We start from the raw sequence: 17,379 nt of genomic DNA on the forward strand, positions 1-17,379 counted from the left end.
CGACCACGGCGGGCAATGTTCGCGTGTACCCCGACCGCCGGCGGATGACGGTCTATGTGCCTTTGTTGCCGATGAGGCCAAGCTGCGCCGTCAGCGCCTTCCAGCTCTCCCGAATGTCCGCGCGATAGGTTTCGTCGCCGCTCGATTGCGTCAGCCGGGGATCGGCGAGCCATGCGGATTGCTGCGGGCTGAGCAGCTCGACGATCGAAGCGCGATAAGGCACCGCCACATTGATCCGGGTACGTTGGGCTGGCGTCAAAGGCAGATGGCGCGCGGGCGTTTTGCGCAGGTAGAATTGCGGCTCGCGGTCCAACCCGAAGCCGCCGTGTTCTATCGGCTCGAATAGCTCCCCGCGGGCATAGCCATCCAGATCCACGTGCGAGACCTGGCGCGGATCGAAATGCACGCGGACCGCTTCCTCGCCATCGACCCAGCCGGCATCGGTCGTGATAATGGCGGGATGCTGGGCGAGGCTGGTTTCGCCCGACCAGAAGCACGGCGTCGTATAAGTGGCGCACTTGCTCAGCCCATTTTCGAGCAGCAGGTCGCGACCCAGCAAGCGGAAATAGCCGGGAATCTCTTCCCCGAGCTTTTCGAGAACCGCGACCATCCATTGCTGCAGTCCCAGGGCATCATAGCGATCGGCAAACCTAGGCAACGGCTCGGCTCCGTCACGGCCGATAACCCGCACCACAGGGTTGTTCCAGGATGGCTCGTCGTAGCGGCGCAGGACCTCGGCGTCCGCGCCCGCATGGTTGTTGAAGATCGCGACCGGCACGAACCGGTCGGTGATCAGTTCCACCATCAAAGGATGCGTCAGAACGTCTTGCCCGAATCCAACGCAGGTCGAACATCCGGGGACCTCTTGGAATAACAGAAGGACGGGCTTGTTCTGCTTTGCCGCAAGCGCCAGCGCGCGATCGTGATCACGCAGCCACGCGACATCGCCGAGCTCGCGATGCTCGCGAAACGAAACACTATTTTGGTGCATGCCAACAATTTAATGGGGCCAGGCCGCGATACAATGGCGCCGGCGTCATCATGATCGTGGAGCCTCTGTCGGTCGATAGTTTCGGACAAAGCCAGTCACCTTTTCGACCGACATCTCGCAGGGTCTGAGTGCAATCCGGCCGCTACTCGGGCGGTACAGGTTCAAACTGACAATATCGGAGCCGCCGAGTTCTCTGGCAAAAAGCCACCATCTGCGGCCATCGCCGGATCTGGTGATCGTCATGCCGTAGCGTCGCCCCTCGAAATGCCCTTCGGTATAGCCAAGAGGCAGCGCTTCGAGCGCTGACATGAACTCATCCTGGCCGTCCGGCATCAATGTTGTTCGTCGCCGTCCGCATTTCCGCCGCTCGCTATAACCTCGGCAAAGTTCCGGCGGATGAAATCGAGCTTGGGGTCGATATATCTACGGCAAAATGGTCTCTCCGGGTCGCTCATATAATAATTCTGGAAGCGATCATCCGATGGCCTGAATTCGCGAAAAGGAAGCACCCTTGTCCCGATCGGATCGTCGAAACCCCGCTGGAGTGCCGAGATGGCATCGATTGCCTGCCGGTTTTGCTCTTCATCAAAGGTGTAAATCGCGCTCCGATACTTGCTTTCAGCCTCGTAGGGTGCGGTTGCTCGATGCGTTCGCAGATGGACTTCGATGAGGATCGAAAGGTTGATTTTGGCCGGCTGGAAATGAACGATTACGCCCTCCGCCCATGTACCGGAGGGTGGATCGGACCGAATGAAACCTTGATCGACCTGCGCAACGCCTGTCAGCATCTGGAAGATTCCTTCCGTGCACCAATGGCATCCGCCACCGAGCCCTATCGTCTCTGCCGAAGTCATTGGCTCATCCCTCGCCAGCTTTGATCATGTCGCACCTTGGCCGTCCGCGCTATTATCGACGGCGCAATTCGCGCCATCGGTGTCCTGGTGTTTTTCGCCGCGGCGCGCGATCTGGTTACGTTGCGCGAGCGGGGCCTGTCGACACAGGCGTCGATGCGGTGCGTTCAGTCGGTCGGGATCTTCGCCCAACTGGGCTGCAGACTGTCGCGGAACCAATCGTCGAATCTGCGAGATGCGACGCGGACATCCCATCCCGGAAGAAGCGCGCGTTCCCCGATCTCGGCGCCGAAATAGGGTGCGTGGCTGTCTGGCACGACGCTGCGCTCGTCTTCGAACGCGGTCGCGATCTCGGCGGCTACGTCACAAAGCCGGATCTGCTCGGGGCCTGCGATCTCCACGACGGCGTTGGCGGGATCGCCGAACGCCGCGCGCGCCAAGGCGTCAGCGATGTCTCCACCGGAGATCGGCTGCACGAACGCAGTCGATACCGGAATCGCGCATGCGGTACCGTCCTGCACGACGTCGCGGATGAATTCGAAGAACTGGGTCGATCGCACGATCGTGAACGGCGTCCCAGACTCCCTGATCAGATCTTCCTGAAGCTTCTTTGCCTCGAAATAGCCCGCAGTCGTGAGCCGATCGACCCCGACGATGGACAGGATGATATGGTGCCGGATGCCTCCCCGATGACCGGCCGCGATGAGATTGCGGCACGACGTGCCGAAGAAGCGGATTGCCGCGGCGCCCTCGACCGAATGTGAATTGGACACGTCGATGAGGATGTCGGCGTCGGCCAGCGCTTCCGCCAGCCCGACGCCGGTCACGCTGTCGACCCCATAAGTCGGCGCGGCCGCAAAGACCTCGCAGTCGGCCAGCAGCAGCTTCCGCGTCAATATGTCGCCGATGCGGCCGCTGGCCCCGATCACCACGATCTTCATGATGCGCTAGGCCGCTTTCCCTGGACGGTGGGGCAAGACCCAGTTTGGCCGCGCGAAGTGGCAGCTATATCCATTCGGGATCCGCTCGAGATAATCCTGGTGCTCAGGTTCCGCTTCCCAGAAGGGACCGGCCGGCTCGAGCTCGGTCACCACTTTGCCCGGCCAAAAGCCCGACGCCTCGACATCGGCAATTGTGCCTTCCGCCACCGCCTTCTGCTCGTCGCTCGTGAAATAGATCGCCGAGCGATAGCTTGCTCCGCGATCGTTTCCCTGGCGGTTGGGCGTCGTGGGATCGTGAATCTGGAAGAAGAATTCGAGCAGCTTGCGATAGGATGTCTTCTCAGGATCGAAGTTGATCTCGATCGCCTCGGCATGGCTGCCGTGATGGCGGTAGGTCGCGTTCGGCACGTCGCCGCCAGTGTAGCCGACGCGGGTGGAGAGGACGCCGGGCATCTTTCGGATCAGGTCCTGCATGCCCCAGAAGCATCCACCCGCCAGTACCGCGCGTTCCGTGCTCATCAGATGTCCTCCACTTGATCGAGATAGTCGCCATAACCCTGGGCCGCCATTTCGGCCTTCGGCACGAAGCGAAGCGATGCCGAGTTGATACAGTAGCGCAAACCCCCGCGGTCCTTGGGGCCATCGGGAAAGACGTGCCCGAGGTGACTGTCGCCATGCTTCGAGCGCACCTCGGTGCGCACCATGTCGTGGCTCGTGTCGTTCAGTTCCGCGACGTTCGCCGGCTCGATCGGCTTGGTGAAGCTCGGCCAGCCGCAGCCGGACTCGTATTTGTCGGAAGACGCGAACAACGGTTCGCCCGAGACGATGTCGACATAGATGCCGGCCTGCTTGTTGCCGAGATAGGCGCCGGTCCCGGCGCGTTCGGTTCCGCTCTCCTGCGTGACGCGAAACTGCTCCGGCGTCAGCTTGGCGATCGCGTCACGGCTCTTCTCGTACTTGGCCATCGAAAACTCCTTCCTATCCATCGACCCGAAGATGGGATGTCGCCGGATCTGATCCACTGCGCCCGGCCTGGTCTTGCCATTTGGGCGAGACTCAGGGCCGGAGCGAGACGGCTTCGGCTGGTGCGCCTCAGGCGGCCAAGCTGACGCCGCTCTTCTGCAAATCCTCGACCAACATCTTCGCGGCATGTCGGGCGAGCGCCTGGGTTGGCGCGTTCGTGTTGCCGCTCGTGATGTTCGGCATGATCGAGGCATCGATGACGCGCAGGCCCTCGACGCCCCTGACCCGGAGCCTTGCGTCGACGACCGACCGCTCGTCCTGGCCCATCCGGCAGGTTCCGACCGGATGCCACATCGTCGTGACCGCTCGCTTCGCCCATTCGGCGATCTCTGCATCCGACTGAGTGGCCGGGCCGGGTTCCAGCTCCTCCTCGATCACCGCCGCCAGCGATTGCTGGGCCATGACCTTGCGGACCGCTCGCACGGCTTCGACGGTCGCCTTCAGATCGTATTCGTGGTCGAGGAACTTAGGATTGATGAGCGGCATCGAGGTCGGATCGGCGTCGGCCAAGCGTATCCAGCCACGGCTTTTGGGTTGCAGCACGACGGTCTCCAGCGTGATTCCCGAGCGGTGGCCGGTCGGTGCGAGGTCCTGGTTCGCGATGATCGGCGCGTGATAGCATTGGATCGTCGGTTCGGCCGTGAAATCCGATGGGTTCCAATGGGTGACGCTTTCGATGCCGATGCCTGCTGCCGGGCCGTCCTTGGTAATGAGATACCTGAGGCCGGCCTTCACGACGCCGAAGCCCATTGCCGTCATCTGATAGCCGAGATCGCCTTTCACATAGGCCCGCACGGGCACCATCGGGTGGTCCTGGAGGTTCTCGCCGACGTCCGGGGAGTCGACGATCACGTCGATGCCATGGTCGCGCAGATGCTCGGCCGGTCCGATGCCCGAGTGCATCAGGATCGTCGGGCTATGAAGTGCTCCCGCCGACAGAATGACCTGGCCGGCTTTGATCCTCTTGCGGTCATGGCCGCTGAGCTCGACGCCGACGGCGCGCTTGCCTTCAAGGATGACCCTCGTGATCGTCGTCCCGGTGAGAAGAGTCACCCGGCCTGATTCAAGGTGCGGACGCAGATGCGCATCGACCGAGCTGCAGCGGCGATGATTCCCGGTCGTGGACTGGACCGGCGAGACGCCGATCTGGCTCTTGCCGTTATAGTCGTGATTGAACGGCACCCCATATTCCTGGAAGGCCTTGAGGCAATATTGGTTCAGGGGATTGATCCCCTTGGGCTGCTCGACCGAAAGCCCCCCTTTGATGCCGTGATATTCGTCGTGGAAGGTGTCGTTTCTCTCCTGAGCGATGAATACAGGGAGAAGGTCCTCGTACGACCATTTGCCGGTGTCGCCGACGGCTTCCTGCCACTGGTTGAAATCGCGAGGCTGGCCGCGGACATAGGCCATCGCGTTGACCGAGGAGCCACCGCCCAGCACCTTGCCCGAGCGATAGGCTTTCACAGCACCATGTTGCGGCACGGTTTCATACTGCCAGACATTCCGGTCATGGGCGAGCATGATGGCGAAGCCGGAGGGGATATGGACGAACGGATCCCAATCCGAGTTGCCCGCCTCGATCAGCGCGATCGACGCATCGGTGTGCTCGGCGAGATAGGCCGCGACGACGCAGCCCGCAGAGCCTGCGCCAACGATAACTACGTCATAGGCTTCCCTGGACATCTATAGCTTCCTTGTTCGTCGAAAATTGCACGCGTTCGATCGATGGTCGGATCGGCGCCGCGTCATCGCGGCGGCCTTCAAACCGATCGCACGGAAACCAGCCACAGCGCCGGTCACGCGCGATCGGTCGCCCGTCGCAGCGACCTACTTCGTCGGCGTAGAGACCGACTGGAGATAAGTGATGATGACCCGGCGTTGGGCGACATCGTCCATTTGCAGGTACATCTTGCTTCCCGGCGCCATCTTCTGTGTGCCGCTCAGCCACTGATCGAGCCTGGCCGGTGTCCAGACGCCTCCCAGCTTCTTCAGGGCGTTCGAATAGCTGTAGCCCGGCACGGAAGCGACCGCGCGTCCGACCACGTTGCGGTGACGCGGCCCGATACGGTCGGCGTCGACCGAGTGGCAACCGGCGCACCGGCTCTGATAGAGCGCCTGGCCCGCCGTGACGTCGGCGACGGCGGCGCTCGGCTGGGCGCCGGTGGGCCGGGCGACCGCAACCAGGACGAATGCCCCGAAGGACAAGGCGGCAGCGACCCGAAACCTTGCGGCGGATGACTGTGGCATCAACCGTCTCCGCTCAGCCGAAGACATAGGCGCTGGGCGGGATCGGCGTTCCGGCGGCGTTGTTGAGCGTCGTCCAATGGACCGCCTCGTCCGCCGAGATCGAGGCGAACAATTTGGCGATGCTGGGGTCCTTGAGCGCGGAGATCTGGCCGATATAAGCGCTCGCGGCACCGCGCTCGAGCGTTGTCGCAAGCGCCACGATATCGCCTTCGGATTTAAGCGATCCGAGGTTCAGTTCTTCGATATATTGCGCGTCGGTCTTGGGCTCGGCCGGACGGCCGCCAAGCTGGGTGACGAGTTTGGCGAGGGAGTCGCGGTGCTGCTGGTGATGCCCCATGAAAACGAGCGCGACCTTGAGCGTTCCAGGAGTGAGCAAGCCGGACTTTCCCGCGATCTGATAGGCAGCGATGCCTTCGTGTTCCAGCGCGAGCGCCGTCTGGATCACGCCGACATCGCCCGACTGTTTGGCGGCGGCCGCGGCACGACCGGCGATCAGGCCGGACGCGCCGATGCTCAACGTCGCGGCGCCGGCACGTAGAAGGAATGCCCGGCGATCGCCGCCACCGACAGGTTGATTGAAGCCCATGATCCGTTCTCCACAATGCGGTCGAGCCGGACCCGTCGTTCGGGTGCCAACCGCTCCTGCTTGTTTCACTCGGCGGACGGGGAGGCGCGGTTACAGCAGCATGGCCAGTCGGGCGCTCGTCAGTCCGAAAGCATCTGGCCGATACGCTTCAGGCCGCGGTGGATGTTCACCTTCACCAGCGACGGTGATTGTCCGGACGCGCTGGAGGCTTCCTCGACGCTGGCATCGTGAAGCTTGACCAGCTTGATAACCAGGGCTTGTGCCGGCTTCACTTCGGAGAGGAGAAGCTCGAGGAGAATAGCTGCTCGCGCAGCGGGCCCGTGATCGGCGATCGGCACGTCGATATCGCCGAGGCTGTCCGGGGTGCGCACATGGCCGCGCAACTGGTCGATCCATTTAAACCGGGCGATTGTCTTCAGCCAAGGCGTCATCGGCGCATTGGCCTGGTATTTCTGCTTGTGGAGGTGAATGGAAAGCAATGCGTCCTGGGTGGCGTCCTCGGCGGCCGCCGGCGGAAGCCGCTTATGGAAGTATCGCGACAGCCAACGGCTCACTTCGCTCATCAATTGATTATAGGCGCGGTCGTCCCCATTCTGAGCAGCCGTCATCAGTGCATTCCACCGGTCATCGACGGTGGCAGCAGTAGCCTTCTGGTCAGCCCTTGGCTTCCCGCAGGAGCTCGGTCCGGCATCTTGCAACGATTTTGACATTCTGGCCCTCGCGCTTGGGCCGAGCAGCGACGCGCCGTTGGGTTTCAACTCGGCAAGGGGCCGGAACCTGCGCACAGTGTTCCCACCGGAGGCCGATCAATCTGAAACCGTGTCAGCAGCACATGTCGCCGGAGACGACCTACTCAACCAGGTGGCTACCCGGAAAGTCCGGGCTCCGATCCGAGGTCACAATGAGCCGCGATTTGCGTCGTTTCCAATGCTTCCCGGAGTGGGCGACCAACTTTGGACTGTCACGCACGGCGCTTGGAGCATAGCGCACGATGATGATCGGTTTGGGTGACTGGAAGGGGTGGGCGGGCGAATCAGCGAAGGTCTCGACCTCCGCGGGAGAGGTCAGCGTTCCGATGAGTGCGCTTGGCCGACGGCTTGATCGGAAAGCCGGGTCTGCACATCCGATCCGCGTATCAGGCTAAGGTCGACCGGACACCGATCGGCGATCGCCGCGATCTTCCCGCGCTGATTATCATCGAGAGGTCCGTCGAGCGTGATGACACGGGTGAATCGGTCGGACGGCTCCATGCCGGGGACCTTGTCATGCTCCACGACGGCATGGGCGCGCTCCAGCGGAAAGCCCTTGCGGTCAGCGTAGAGCCGCATGGTCATCACCGTGCAGGCCGCCAGACCGGCCGCGACCAGTTCATAAGGCGACATGCCGCTCGCCATGCCGCCGACCGATACGGGTTCGTCGGCGAACAGCCCGTGGTTACCGCAACGGATCTCGACCTGGAACTTGCCGGCACGCGTTTCGGAGGCCGCGACGCCCTGCGCGGCCTCTGTCTGCGGGATATCGAAGGACAGCGGGCGCAAATAGCGGCTCGCCCAAACCGCGATCATGCTCGCTGCATAATTGGCATCCTCGGCTCGGGTGAGAAGGTGGTCGGCCTCGTCGAGCGACACGAAGCTCTTGGGATGCTTCGCCGCATGGAACAGCCGGGTCGCGTGTTCGACGCCGACCACGTCGTCGAGCGGCGCGTGCAGGAGGAGCAACGGCCGTCGAAGTGCTGCGACACGCCTCTCGATGTCGTGGTTCCTGACATCGTCGAGGAAGCTGCGGTGGATCATGAACGGCCGACCGGCGATCTGCACTTCGGCTTTGCCGTCGGCCTCGATCCGCTCGAGATCCCGTGCCGCGAAATGCTTCAGGACATGTTCGGCGTCGGCGGGAGCGGAGATCGTCGCGATGGCCGCAATCTCCGGTAGCTCGCCGGCGGCCTCAAGCGCTGCCGTGCCCCCCAGACTATGGCCAACGAGGAGGCCCGGCGGCATGCCCGCCGCGGTCATGACGCGCGCGGCGATCACGAGGTCGGCGACATTTGTCGCGTACTGGGGCTCATGCGGCGACGTCGCGACGTCGCCATTGCCGGCGAAATCGAAGCGGAACACGCCGATGCCCGCACGCGCGAGCGCCCTCGATATGCGGACCGCGGCCAGGCTGTCCTTTCCGCAGGTGAAGCAATGCGCAAGGATCGCCCAGCCACGCGGCGTGGTCGCCGGCTCCTCGAGCGTTCCGGCCACCTGCCGCCCATCGGATCCATAAAAAGCGAAAGCCTTGCTCGTCATTGCGTCTTTCCGTGTCATCTCGCGGCGAAGGTCCGGTGCCGCGCCGCTTCGGTCAACGGCCGCCGTCAGACTCCCGAGAGGACGCAAGACGGCAAAAAGCGGTCCGAAAATTTCCGGCGGATCAGGTTGCGCGGCCGATTTCGATCCGCGCGGCGCCGCTCAGATCGAGGTTGATCGTGCGGCCGGTCTCGAGCAGCCGGATATTGACCTCGTCGCAATGCCGGCACCGCAGCACCATCGCCTGCGGCGAGCCGAAGAACCGAAGCTCGGCGAGAGGACCCGATGCATTGCAATTCCCGCAACGGACGATCGCCATCGTGACATCGAAGGCGAACAAAGATCCGAGCGCCCCGGCGGCGGCATTACCGTCGAGAACCATTGTATCGTCGGTCATCTCGCTTCTCCCGTGGGGCCAAATCGCTCTGTCCGGATCCTGGCTTCCGCGTGGCCAAGCGTCAGAAGATGGTCGGCGACCGATTCCACGAACGGGGTGGGGCCGCAGACGAAGATCTCTGGTTCCTCGCTCGCGGCGATCGCCTGGCGGGCGAGCATCGGCTTGTCGATGCGACCATGCTCGCCCGCCCAATCCGGCGGTGTGCCCCGGGTCAGCGTGTGGATGACTGCGGGCGGGAAGGGCGTAGCCGAAAGCTGATCGAGCTCGGTCCGGTAGAGGATCTGGTCGAGGGACCGGGAGGAATAAAGCAGGCGCGCCTGACCATGATCTTCCGCAATGCGGCGGGTCCGCAACATCGCCATCAGCGGCACGACACCCGAGCCGCCGGCGATCAGCATCAGCGGCCGCGCGGAACGGGGTGTCCAGGCGAAATAGCCGCCGATCGGACCGCGCAATTCGATCTGATCCCCCAGGCGGAGCTCTTCAAGCAGGAAGGGTGAGACCTCGCCATCCGCGACCTGCTGGACAGTGATCTCGATCGTCGCGCTGTGCCCGGCCGGCGACGCCAGCGAGAAGCTGCGTTGCGCGACATAGCCGTCTTCAGCGGTCAAGCGGATGTCGAGATGCTGGCCGGCGAGATGGCCTGGCCAGTCCGCGACCTCGAACGCGATCGTCTTTGCCGTGGCGGTTTCTGCGCGGAGCTCGCTGACGGTCGCGGTAAGCCAGGGGAGCCCGGTGCTGGGGTCCGCCATCAGGGATCTCCATCATAGCGTTGTTCCCGCCAGGGGTCGCCATGGATGTGGTAGCCGAGCGACTCCCAGAAGCCCGGGCTATCCTGCTCGCGGAATTCGATCCGCCGGATCCATTTCGCGCTTTTCCAGAAATAGAGGTGGGGCACCAAAAGGCGCGCGGGGCCGCCATGGGTCGGCGACAGCGGGAGCTCGTCGAAATGGGTGGCGACCATCGCCTTCCCGGCGACAAGATCCGCCACGGGCACGTTGGTGGAATAGCCGCCGTCGCAATGCACCGTCACGAACGCAGCCGGCGCGGCGTCGAGCCCTGCCGCGCGCAGCAGGTCGTCGAAGGTGACGCCTCGCCAGCGCGTGTCGAGCTTCGTCCATTTTGTGACGCAGTGGATGTCGGTCGTGATCCCCGTCTGCCGCAGCATCCCGAAGTCGTGCCAGGACCATTTCGCCAGCAGGCGGCCGGCGACCTGCATCGACAGCGTCCAGTCATCGAGCGACGTGTGCTGGGTCGGGCCCGCTGTCAGCACCGGGAAGTCGGCGGTGACATATTGTCCGGGAGGCACGCGCGAGCGCGTCGCTTCATCCTCTCTCGGCCGGCCTTTGAAGCCTCGGGTGAAAACCATGGGCTCTTTACCTTTCAGACGGAGGTGCGGCCGCGCGCGACCCGGATGGCCACGGATGAGTCCGGGCCGGTTCCGATTATCATGGACGGAGATCCAATTGGATCATCGTCGTCTCGTCGGCGCGGCAACCGAACCAGATTTCGAGCATCTGGCGCATCAGCGGTTCGTCTGCCGCTTCGGCGAACAACGTGAGCGAGGAATGAAGGTTATGCCGATCCTCTACGGAGAGCACGTCGCCGGGCTCGAGATCGTGCAGCCAGTTGAGCGCGGCGAGACTTTCCCGCATCCGGGGGCCGAGGAGCGGGTGGGCGAGATACGCGCGCGCCTCGTCGAGCGATGCGATGGCGAAGGGTTCCGTCGATGGGTCGTGATAGCAATTGACGAACCGCGGGAACACGAACGCCATCCAGGCGGGATCGAGCAGACGCCGACGCAATGCACGGATCGCGTGGTCATAGACGCCGGATTGCGCGTCAACGAAACGTTCGAGCTGGTAATCGTCGGTCATTGGCAAACGCCTTTGATGGGTCCAACCTGGCGATCCGGAGCCGGCGGACAGGGAAGTGGGTCGGCCATCGTTGAACCCCTGCGAGATCCGCCGACGACCGTGTCATTGGGACAAACACGGCGCAGGGCGGCCGCGCGTTACACGCCTGCCAGCGGGACGATACGGACCCTAGGTCTCGCGATCGAGCGCCAACACGCCAATTTTTGTGCTGAAGCGTCCATCGTTGACGGAATGCTCTGGGAGTTCGTGACGGAGGCGCGCTAGCAATCGAATATTCTTGCGGCGACCGGCGCTTCCGAGGAGGCTGGTCCGTGCCCGCGGTCGACGGGGTCGGTCCCTGGAAAAGGAGAAGCTCAGGTGAGAGTGCTCTTTTCATTGACGTCAAATGCCGGCCCGGACCGCCAAATAGGAGCGGGCGATCCATTGTCCGCGGCAGGCGGCGTCGGCAAAGCGAGTGCATTCTCGGCCCGGGACTTTGTGACCTGCGGCCGGCGGTCGTTCGTGCCCACTGCAAGGATCGAGCATCAATGGTCTCGCTGAGCCCGGCGGTGGCGCGTCTGCGCCTCTTCTATCCGCGGCCGGTTGCCCCGATGCCGGATCTTATCATGATCGACATGTCGGGGGGCGCTCACGACACGGCGCCGACCGTTCGGCGCTGCCACCCGATCCTTTGCGAAACGATCGCCGAACAGGAGGAGTTCGAAGCCTACCTCGACGAGGCGCATGATGATCCCTTCCCATCGGATCCGCTCGACGTGCGCCCTTCGGTACTGCCGACCGAGCACACCACGATCGCGCATTACGGTCCGCCGCTCGATGGCTGGCCCTATGTGCTCGTGTGCCGCTGGCCACCCGATTTGACGGCCGTGGCGCCCAGGGACCTGAACATGTTCGCCCGAGGCGCGTACACCGTCGAGCTCTTCGACGACCGCGGACAGCTCGAAAGCGCGACAGAAAGGTTGCTGGCACTGCTGAGGCGCCTGCAGCGCATGAGGGTCGAGATCATCCTGCCGGACTGGAGCGCTGCGCCCGGAGCCCTTCCTCACTGAGACCGATGTAACTCGGTGGGGCCGCGGCGCGTGTAGAGGGCAAACCGCTACATCACGTGGAGATCGCACTTGCCCGAAGCCGAAGCACGCATCGCTACCGAAGAGGCCAGCAGATACCTCACCGAGGTCGCCCAAGCCTGGGTGCATACCTATCCGGTCCGCTATGATACGCTGACCGGCGAGGTCGAACTTCCCGGCGCCGAGCTCGTGATGACCGCCGACAGCGAAAGCCTGACGCTGCGCCTCATCAGCTCGGACGAGGATAAATTCGCAGCGGCCAAGCTATCGGTCGCGCGGCACGTCGACCGGGTGGCCGGACGCGACACCGGCGTGCCGTGCGTCTGGCGTGAGCTTGCGTGACGCCGGATCGACCGAGGCGAATGCGATGATCACCGTGCACCATCTGAACGAGTCCCGCTCGCAGCGGATACTCTGGCTCCTCGAGGAGCTGGAGGTGCCGTATGAGGTTCAATTCTACTTTCGCGATCCACACACGAAGATGGCGCCCGCCGAGCTTCAGCGTGTTCACCCGCTCGGCAAATCGCCCGTCATCACCGACGATGGCCGCGCGATCGCGGAGTCGGGCGCGATCATCGACTATATCGTGCGCCGCCACGGCGGCGACCGCCTGCGGCCCGATCCCGAGAGCAAAGACTATGACGAATACATGCACTGGCTGCATTATGCGGAAGGGTCGGCATCGCTTCCGTTCATCATGCTTCCGATCGCTAACAGCTTCGGCAAATTGGCGACGCCGCTGCGGAGGCGGGTGGATTATGAACTGGGTCTCAACCTTCGCTATATCAATGAGCGCCTGCGGGGACGCGAATTCCTGCTGGGCGCGGCGTTGACTGCCGCCGACGTGCAGATGAGCTTTGTCGGCGAACTCGCCGTGAACTTCGCCGATGTCTCGACACTCCCCGACCTCGCCGCCTGGGTTGCGCGCTTCCAGGCCCGACCCGCTTACAAGGCGGCGATCGACCGTGGCGGACCGTACGGCCTGGCGCGCGGATGAGGGACGGGAAGGGCCGCGTGAAGGGGGCCGGGCGGCGATCGCCAGGCCTCGATCGCGACGGGACGATTTACCGCCCGCACTGACCTTTGCGGCCGAGCCGACATGATCGGCGGACGCGCAAACCACCCTGACGAAGAGACGGCAAGACGTGGTATCCACCGCGTGACAGCGAGCTTGGTTCAGGATTTGGAACGAGAGTATAAGCTTTGTCTGGAGATGACCGCAGCCAGAGCAAACAAGGATTGGCATGATGCGAACATCGACGCTCGATACCCTCTTTGGAGCGCTTTCGGTCGAGATCGAAGCCTTCGCGATCTGTGAGATCGGCGACGATGTCGGCCTCATGCTGCCGCCGATCGATGCGATCGAGGTCCATCATGTCCTCGAGGGCAAGCTCTACTTGAGGGTCGGGGACGGCGAGGCCGTCGAGGCCGGACCCGGCGCGATGCTGCTCGTGCCTCCGGGGAAGGTCCAGTATCTCTCAGCAACGCGCGATACGATCGTCAACCGCCCGGTTTCCGAGGCCTGTACCCCGGTCCGCGACGGCATGCTCCTGGTCGACGTGACGGATGGCAAGGACGCGACGCTTCGCATCGCGTGCGGTGCGGTGGTGCCCGACCGCAATGGCTCGTACGGACCCATGGAAGGCCTGATCCGGCCGGTGGTCGAGAATCTTTCCGATGTCCCGGTCGTTTCCGCCGCCTTCGTTTCGCTGCTCGAGGAGGTTGCGGCGCCGACGGAAGGAACGAGGGCGTTGACGAGCGCGCTCATGAAGGCCTGCCTGGTCGTCTTGCTGCGCCGGCATCTTCAGACCAGCCGTGCCGCCGGCACGGCGCCGGCGCTGTTCCAGGATATCCGTCTCGGTCGCGCGATCGCGGCGGTGCTCGAACGGCCGGCGGTCGCGCACTCCGTCACCACCCTCGCCAGGGAGGCAGGAATGAGCCGGTCCGCTTTTGCGCGCGAGTTCAAGGAAGCGCTCGATCTCACTCCCATGGATTATGTGTCGCGCGTCCGTCTAAGCCTCGCGCATCGCTTGCTCTTGTCCACCGGCATCCGGGTGGAAACCGTCGCTGCAACAGTGGGGTTCAGCAGCCGCAGCCATTTCAGCCGTCTCTTCCGCGATCATTTCGGCACCGATCCTTCGAGCCTGAGGCGGAACAGCAAGGACGCCGGGTAGGATCGGGCACGCGGCTGCCCTCTCCACCCGATCGCGGCCCAAGCCTGTCTACATCACCAGATCGATGACCAGGCGGCGTCCATTGAACGTGCAGGCATCGCCGGCGGACTTGCCCTCAAGGGCCCTGAAGAGCGGTGCCTGGAGCGATACGCCCATCAGTTCGGTGCCGTCGCAGTCGAACCGATCGGTCGCGACCGCGATGACGAAGTGGCGATCCATCAGCTTGACGATGGCACCTTCCGCGACCTTGTCCTTCGGGCCGAAATCAATCTCCCGCAGCATGGCGATCTTGTCGGCGTGCGCGTGGACCGGCTGATCGAACGCCTCGGACAGATCGCTGGCGAATTCGGCCTGGGCCCGCTCGTCGGTTTCGATCGGTTCCGTGCGATCGAGCCGCGCCGACGATACGAACGATAGATATCTCTCCTGAGACGCATTGAACTGCTGCTGCTCGAGATCGAGCATCGTCTGCTTTACGCGTTGTTTGTCCATGATTTCCTCGTCTTGATAAAAGGGCGGTTTGGGGTTCGTCGGCATCATTGCGGTCAGGGCGCCGACCGATGCTCCGTCGCGTCGGCCAGGATGAGCATGAAGTCGTCGGCCGGATCGGACCACAGGCGGATCGGCGTCCACCCGCTTGCCTGCAGGAGCAATCTGGCTTGATCAGGCGTGTATTTGTGGCTGTTCTCGGTGTGAATCGTCTCGCCTTCGGCCATTCGGATCGATTGGCCCGACACGCTGAAAACCAGGTCGTCGGTCGCCTCGAGATGCATCTCGATCCGCGACCATTCGGCGTTCCACCGCGCGACATGGCGGAAGCGGTCCGACGGGATATCGCCCCCGAGCTCGCGGTTGATCCGCTGGAGCAGATTGAGATTGAAGCGGGCGGTCACGCCCTGGCGATCATCATAGGCGGCGATGAGGCGATCGACCTCCTTGTGTCGGTCGATCCCGATGAGAAGTTGCGACCCGCCACTCAGCGTCTCTCGCATCGAGCGCAGCAGGTCGACCGCGGTATGTGGGACCATGTTCCCGATCGTCGAGCCGGGGAAGAAGCCCAATCGTGCGGCATCGGGCACCGAACCTGGCAGACGGACGGGCCGCATGAAGTTCGCCTCGATCGGGATGATCGCGAGCTGGGGGAAGTCCACCGCCAATGTGCGGCTCGCCTGACGCAGGAACTCGCCCGATATGTCGAGCGGCACGTAGGCGCTGGCGGCCGCCGCGCGCAGCAGCAAGGGCGTCTTGACCGAGCTGCCCGAGCCGAACTCGACCACGACCCGGCCTGGCCCCGTCAGCTCGGCGATTTCGCCGGCATGGGTTTCGAGCAGCCGGGCCTCGACCCGGGACGGGTAATATTCAGGGAGCCTGGTGATCTCCTCGAAGAGCTCCGAGCCGGGCATGTCGTAGAACCAGCGCGCCGGGATCGCCTTTTGCGCCTCGGACAGTCCCTGCAACACTTCGGCACGGAAGGCGAGGTCGATGCCGTCTTCGTCCTGTTCGACCAATTTGAGTTCAACGTGCATCGCCATGTCAGAGATCTTTCGCCAAACGCAGGCCGGTGAACTGCCAGCGTTGATGGGGGTGGAAGAAGTTCCGGTAGGACGCGCGCACATGGCCGCGCGGCGTGGCGCAGCTGCCGCCCTTCAGGACGAACTGGCCGCTCATGAACTTGCCATTATATTCGCCGATGGCGCCAGGTGCCGGCCGATAGCCCGGATAAGGTCGATAAGCCGACCCGGTCCATTCCCAGACGTTGCCGAACAACGACGAGAGGCCGTCGGTCCTCGGCACGAACAGCGGACGCACCGCGCGCGCGTCATCGAGCTGGACGCCAAGCAGGGGATTGTGGCCGCGGGCTGCCGATTCCCACTCCTGTTCGCTCGGCAAGCGCGCGCCCGCCCACGCCGCGAACGCGTCGGCCTCGTACAGGCTGATATGCGTGACGGGCTCGGACGGATCGATCGGATGCCAGCCGGCGAGCGTGAAAACCTCCCAGCCGTCCGGCGCGCGCCGCCAGTAGAGCGGCGCGCTGATCGCTTCCCTGGTCCGCCAGGCCCAGCCGTCCGACAGCCAGAGCGAGGCATTCCCATAACCGTTGTCGGCGATGAAGCTGCACCATTCGGCGTTCGTGATCGGCCGATCGGCAAGCGCGTGCGGCGGCAGATAGTGCCGGTGCGCTGGCCGTTCGCAGTCGAAGGCAAACCTCGCGTCGCTTGCACCGATGTCGACCGGTCCGGTGCGGCCTGTATGCCAGGCGACTTCCGAACCGGCATGATGGGTTCGTCCAAAGGGCGTGCGCTGCCACAGTGCGGGGCCAAGCGGGTTCTGGAAGAACAGGTGCTTGAGGTCGGTCAGCAGCAATTCCTGATGCTGCTGTTCGTGATTGAGGCCAAGATCGAGCAGGTCGGCGCAGCGCTCCAGGATCAGTGGCATCGCGGCGATGACCGCTTCATCCACGTGCCGCCGATAGGCGATCACCTCGTCGAGCGAAGGACGCGTGAGCATCCCGCGTCGATCCCTTGGATGGAAGGCGCCCTCGGCTTGGTAATAGCTGTTGAACAGCTCCGCCCAGCGCGCGTCGAACCGGTGATAGTCAGGGACGCGATCGCGCAGGATGAAGGTCTCGAAGAACCAGGTCGTATGGGCAAGGTGCCATTTGGCGGGCGATGCGTCGGGCATCGACTGGGCAGTGGTATCGGCGTCCGACAATTGCGCCACGAGCTCGAGACTGAGCGCCCGCAGCGAAGCGAAGCCGGTGCAAGCGTCTTCGATCGACAGGTCGCGGGTCGCAGGTCCTGCGGTTGCTGCAATGCCCATGGTGCCACATTCTCTTCATTTGGGCCTGTCGGAACGTGGCGTTGTCTGCCGTCGTCGAGCGCCTTCACCACCAGAACACGCGCCATCTCGGCTTCGGTTACAGCGTCCCGTCGATGT

Annotated in this window: 22 protein-coding genes; 4 read left to right on the forward strand and 18 right to left on the reverse strand. The window is 63.7% G+C overall.

Going from position 1 to position 17,379, the window contains the following annotated elements:
* Positions 1-52 precede the first annotated feature (52 nt).
* The 15 genes from WC729_RS14760 to WC729_RS14830 form a co-directional block, all read right to left on the reverse strand.
* Positions 53-991 carry a VPGUxxT family thioredoxin-like (seleno)protein, type 2 gene (locus WC729_RS14760; protein WP_372854055.1) on the reverse strand — a complete coding sequence of 313 codons (939 nt, stop codon included), beginning with the start codon at positions 989-991 and terminating at the stop codon, positions 53-55.
* A 48-nt stretch (positions 992-1,039) separates the two neighbouring features.
* Positions 1,040-1,300 (reverse strand): hypothetical protein, encoded by a 261-nt coding sequence (locus WC729_RS14765; RefSeq protein ID WP_372854057.1) that lies wholly within the window; start codon positions 1,298-1,300, stop codon positions 1,040-1,042.
* 23 nt (positions 1,301-1,323) lie between these two features.
* Positions 1,324-1,845 carry a peptide-methionine (S)-S-oxide reductase gene (locus tag WC729_RS14770; RefSeq protein WP_372854059.1) on the reverse strand — a complete coding sequence of 174 codons (522 nt, stop codon included), beginning with the start codon at positions 1,843-1,845 and terminating at the stop codon, positions 1,324-1,326.
* Positions 1,846-2,009: 164 nt separating this feature from the next.
* The gene (locus tag WC729_RS14775; protein ID WP_372854061.1) at positions 2,010-2,783 is read right to left on the reverse strand and encodes an SDR family oxidoreductase; all 774 of its coding nucleotides are present in this window, start codon (positions 2,781-2,783) and stop codon (positions 2,010-2,012) included.
* 6 nt (positions 2,784-2,789) lie between these two features.
* Positions 2,790-3,302, reverse strand: a complete 513-nt coding sequence (msrA, locus tag WC729_RS14780) for a peptide-methionine (S)-S-oxide reductase MsrA (protein ID WP_372854063.1) — start codon at positions 3,300-3,302, stop codon at positions 2,790-2,792.
* Positions 3,302-3,748, reverse strand: coding sequence for a peptide-methionine (R)-S-oxide reductase MsrB (gene msrB / locus WC729_RS14785; RefSeq protein ID WP_372854065.1), 447 nt, complete (start codon positions 3,746-3,748; stop codon positions 3,302-3,304). The genes msrA and msrB overlap by 1 nt, the downstream gene beginning before the upstream one ends.
* A 127-nt stretch (positions 3,749-3,875) precedes the next feature.
* Positions 3,876-5,489 carry a GMC family oxidoreductase gene (locus tag WC729_RS14790; protein ID WP_372854067.1) on the reverse strand — a complete coding sequence of 538 codons (1,614 nt, stop codon included), beginning with the start codon at positions 5,487-5,489 and terminating at the stop codon, positions 3,876-3,878.
* Between the two features lie 144 nt (positions 5,490-5,633).
* Positions 5,634-6,053: a c-type cytochrome gene (locus tag WC729_RS14795; protein WP_372854069.1), complete on the reverse strand. Its 420-nt coding sequence runs from the start codon at positions 6,051-6,053 to the stop codon at positions 5,634-5,636.
* Between the two features lie 13 nt (positions 6,054-6,066).
* Positions 6,067-6,639: a ferritin-like domain-containing protein gene (locus WC729_RS14800; RefSeq protein WP_372854071.1), complete on the reverse strand. Its 573-nt coding sequence runs from the start codon at positions 6,637-6,639 to the stop codon at positions 6,067-6,069.
* 119 nt (positions 6,640-6,758) lie between these two features.
* Positions 6,759-7,247: a sigma-70 family RNA polymerase sigma factor gene (locus WC729_RS14805; RefSeq protein WP_372854073.1), complete on the reverse strand. Its 489-nt coding sequence runs from the start codon at positions 7,245-7,247 to the stop codon at positions 6,759-6,761.
* A gap of 456 nt (positions 7,248-7,703) precedes the next feature.
* Positions 7,704-8,930: an alpha/beta fold hydrolase gene (locus tag WC729_RS14810; protein ID WP_372854075.1), complete on the reverse strand. Its 1,227-nt coding sequence runs from the start codon at positions 8,928-8,930 to the stop codon at positions 7,704-7,706.
* 121 nt (positions 8,931-9,051) lie between these two features.
* On the reverse strand, positions 9,052-9,324 hold the full coding sequence (locus tag WC729_RS14815) for a DUF6510 family protein (RefSeq protein ID WP_372854077.1): 273 nt from the start codon (positions 9,322-9,324) through the stop codon (positions 9,052-9,054).
* Positions 9,321-10,076 (reverse strand): ferredoxin reductase, encoded by a 756-nt coding sequence (locus WC729_RS14820; protein ID WP_372854079.1) that lies wholly within the window; start codon positions 10,074-10,076, stop codon positions 9,321-9,323. The genes WC729_RS14815 and WC729_RS14820 overlap by 4 nt, the downstream gene beginning before the upstream one ends.
* On the reverse strand, positions 10,076-10,693 hold the full coding sequence (locus WC729_RS14825) for a molybdopterin-dependent oxidoreductase (protein WP_372854081.1): 618 nt from the start codon (positions 10,691-10,693) through the stop codon (positions 10,076-10,078). Before WC729_RS14825 ends, WC729_RS14820 begins: the two co-directional genes overlap by 1 nt.
* A 79-nt stretch (positions 10,694-10,772) precedes the next feature.
* Complete coding sequence (locus WC729_RS14830; RefSeq protein WP_372854083.1) at positions 10,773-11,201, reverse strand: DUF1810 family protein; 429 nt, start codon at positions 11,199-11,201, stop codon at positions 10,773-10,775.
* Positions 11,202-11,728: 527 nt separating this feature from the next.
* Between WC729_RS14830 and WC729_RS14835 the strand changes: the two genes are divergently transcribed.
* The 4 genes from WC729_RS14835 to WC729_RS14850 all read left to right on the forward strand — a co-directional run bounded on the left by WC729_RS14835 (position 11,729) and on the right by WC729_RS14850 (position 14,442).
* Positions 11,729-12,250 (forward strand): hypothetical protein, encoded by a 522-nt coding sequence (locus WC729_RS14835; RefSeq protein WP_372854084.1) that lies wholly within the window; start codon positions 11,729-11,731, stop codon positions 12,248-12,250.
* 69 nt (positions 12,251-12,319) lie between these two features.
* Entirely contained in the window at positions 12,320-12,610 is a 291-nt protein-coding gene (locus tag WC729_RS14840; protein ID WP_372854086.1) for a DUF2218 domain-containing protein, read from the forward strand.
* A gap of 25 nt (positions 12,611-12,635) precedes the next feature.
* Positions 12,636-13,265, forward strand: a complete 630-nt coding sequence (locus WC729_RS14845; protein ID WP_372854088.1) for a glutathione S-transferase family protein — start codon at positions 12,636-12,638, stop codon at positions 13,263-13,265.
* 250 nt (positions 13,266-13,515) lie between these two features.
* Positions 13,516-14,442 (forward strand): helix-turn-helix domain-containing protein, encoded by a 927-nt coding sequence (locus tag WC729_RS14850; RefSeq protein ID WP_372854090.1) that lies wholly within the window; start codon positions 13,516-13,518, stop codon positions 14,440-14,442.
* A 48-nt stretch (positions 14,443-14,490) separates the two neighbouring features.
* Here WC729_RS14850 and WC729_RS14855 read toward each other — a convergent pair whose 3' ends face one another.
* The 3 genes from WC729_RS14855 to egtB are packed head-to-tail and all read right to left on the reverse strand — an operon-like array spanning position 14,491 to position 17,262.
* Positions 14,491-15,075, reverse strand: a complete 585-nt coding sequence (locus WC729_RS14855; RefSeq protein WP_372855517.1) for a hypothetical protein — start codon at positions 15,073-15,075, stop codon at positions 14,491-14,493.
* The gene (gene egtD / locus WC729_RS14860) at positions 14,988-15,974 is read right to left on the reverse strand and encodes an L-histidine N(alpha)-methyltransferase (RefSeq protein WP_372854092.1); all 987 of its coding nucleotides are present in this window, start codon (positions 15,972-15,974) and stop codon (positions 14,988-14,990) included. The genes WC729_RS14855 and egtD overlap by 88 nt, the downstream gene beginning before the upstream one ends.
* A 1-nt stretch (position 15,975) precedes the next feature.
* On the reverse strand, positions 15,976-17,262 hold the full coding sequence (egtB, locus tag WC729_RS14865; RefSeq protein WP_372854094.1) for an ergothioneine biosynthesis protein EgtB: 1,287 nt from the start codon (positions 17,260-17,262) through the stop codon (positions 15,976-15,978).
* Positions 17,263-17,379 lie beyond the last annotated feature (117 nt).

The organism is Sphingomonas sp. (assembly GCF_041661825.1).
Taxonomy (GTDB): Bacteria; Pseudomonadota; Alphaproteobacteria; order Sphingomonadales; family Sphingomonadaceae; genus Sphingomonas.